Origin of the sequence: uncultured Virgibacillus sp. (genome assembly GCF_947495635.1) — a bacterium.
Classification (GTDB): domain Bacteria; phylum Bacillota; class Bacilli; order Bacillales; family Amphibacillaceae; genus Virgibacillus; species Virgibacillus salarius.
In genome coordinates this window covers 1-2,253 of sequence record NZ_CANMAB010000188.1, presented here as the reverse complement: position 1 = coordinate 2,253, position 2,253 = coordinate 1, and the positions used below count along the sequence as shown (strand labels likewise).

Here is a 2,253-nt window from a genome sequence, read left to right as displayed (position 1 = left end):
ATGTAGTAACTGGAGCGAGTCCAACGGAGTTAAACGAATCACGGTGAGCTTACGAGCCAATAATGACTTAGATGAGGGAGATTCGTGAAGACACCTAGTCTCTGGGCCTAGGAGCTAGACGTAGCTCAACACGTCCATATTTATACACAGGCTCAAATTTTATCATTTCTTAGACTACAAAAAAGGAGCGCTTCGTTACTCGTCGATTCGCTCCTTTATCTTATACCTCTATAATTACCTTTCCGATTCAGGCTTTAGCAATGAAAAGAGCAGGGCATCATGTGACGTTTGTTTTTGATTGCGTTTGTAAGCTTATCGTTACATAGACTATTAGCGAGACAACAACTGGAAGGACGACAGAATGGAGTCCAAACGGCTTAGGAAAAAAACTGTCTGATAAAATATATAAGCCTACTCCTGCTATCATGGAGGAAATCGCCCCATATTTATTTCCTTTCTTCCAATATAGACCTAGTACAATCGGCCAAATAAAAGCAGCTTCCAAACCACCAAATGCAAAAAGGTTTAGCCAAATGATAAGATCAGGCGGGTTGAGTGCCATCATAAATACAATGATGCCTAACAATGCTGTTATTCCAATACTTAAGCGTTTAATAGTTTGATGGGAGGCGTCAGGTTTTACATAGTTTAAATAAACATCCTTTACAATGGTCGAGCTGACTAGTAATAATAACGAATCCACCGTAGACATAATAGCTGCCATCGGTGCAGCAAGTACTATCCCTGTCAACCAATTCGGCATGACTTCCAAAGCAATTAACGGCATGACCTTATCACCAACTTCGATACCTGGGAGAATAGGTCGCGCGAAAACACCAATTAAATGCATATTTAACATAATAAAACCTACAACAACCGTTCCAATAATGATAGCTCGATGCATTGCTTGTGAACTTTTATATGACATTGCCCGTACTGCAATTTGTGGTAATGCAACCACACCGACTCCAACTAATATCCAGAAGGATGATACATAAGTTGGCGTCAGCTGTCCTTCAGATCCATAAGGGGTAATTAGATTCGGGTTCTCTGCAGTTAAATCAGCAATAATCTTAGGTATACCACCACCAGCTATGATCACAGCAATAAGAAGAATTAATGTGCCAACGAACATGATGCTTCCTTGGATAGCATCCGTTAAAGCAACTGCACGAAATCCTCCTACAGTAACATAGATTAAAACAGAAACAGCAAATATAAATAGTGCAGTTGTGTAATTGATTCCAATCAACGATTCAATTAATCTTGCTCCACCAATCCATTGAGCAGCCATTGCTGAAAATAAAAAGATAATAATACTGACTGAAGAAAAGATAACAACCCATTTTGATTGATATCTTTCTTTCAAAAAATCCACCATCGTTAGTGCATTATATTCCCTAGTTACGATAGCAAATTTCTTCCCTAGGATCATTAGAACAAAATAGCCAGTAGCAACCTGAGACATGGCTAATAAAACCCAGCCTAGCCCTTCATTATAAGCTGTCCCTGGTCCCCCTATAAAACTACTAGCACTTCCATAGGTTGCTGTCATTGTCATAGCTAGCACAAAACCACCGAGGCTCCTACCGCCTAAAAAATAATCCTGAGCAAAGTTGGTAGAATTCTTTAAATAGCCACCGGCCCAGATTCCTGCTCCAAATATAATACATAATATTGCTATTAACGGTATTAGCGATTCCCAATTCATTCTATTTCCTTCTCCTCATCAAATGGAATAGCAACAAAAAACTTTTTCACTACAATTGCCACCAATATGGCCATTACGATAAATCCCACTACACAGCTGTAGAAAAACCACGCAGGTAATCCGACAATATATGTATACTCTTGAGGGTCCTTACCTCCTAAACCGTAGGCAAATGCAAACCACCATAAGAAATTAAAGATTACCAGACCAACACCAATGAGCGCTTCACGATGAGCAACCTTATATTTATGTCCGTACTTCACAGACTCACCTCACTTCATAATGGAGATTTTGCTTAACAACAATATATCGTAAGAACTTCTTCACTGTAAAGAACCAAAGCGCAAGCGCCCGAATAGCAACGTAATACTGGAGTTGAACGTGGCTCAATACGCCCCATAATTATATAGGCTCAAATTTCATCATTTCCTAGACTAAAAAAAACTGAGCAAAATTCGCAGTCCTTATCACTAAATGCTCAGATTTACGCTTCCTCTAGTAGCTATTATGGAATAATAGCTACTGCTTGACCACCACTCCGG

At 39.5% G+C, this 2,253-nt stretch carries 2 protein-coding genes; both read right to left on the bottom strand.

From position 1 onward, the window contains the following. Positions 1–277: 277 nt before the first annotated feature. A complete protein-coding gene (gene panF, locus Q1A47_RS20360; protein WP_026682495.1) occupies positions 278–1,711 on the bottom strand; it encodes a sodium/pantothenate symporter in 1,434 nt (477 codons plus the stop codon). Further along, positions 1,708–1,974, bottom strand: coding sequence for a YhdT family protein (locus Q1A47_RS20355; protein WP_026682494.1), 267 nt, complete (start codon positions 1,972–1,974; stop codon positions 1,708–1,710). Before Q1A47_RS20355 ends, panF begins: the two co-directional genes overlap by 4 nt. Positions 1,975–2,253 lie beyond the last annotated feature (279 nt).

Coding starts and splice junctions, on each gene's coding strand:
- panF (WP_026682495.1), bottom strand. CDS start 1,711: ATGAATTGGGAATCGCTAATACCGTTAATAGCAATATTATGTATTATA.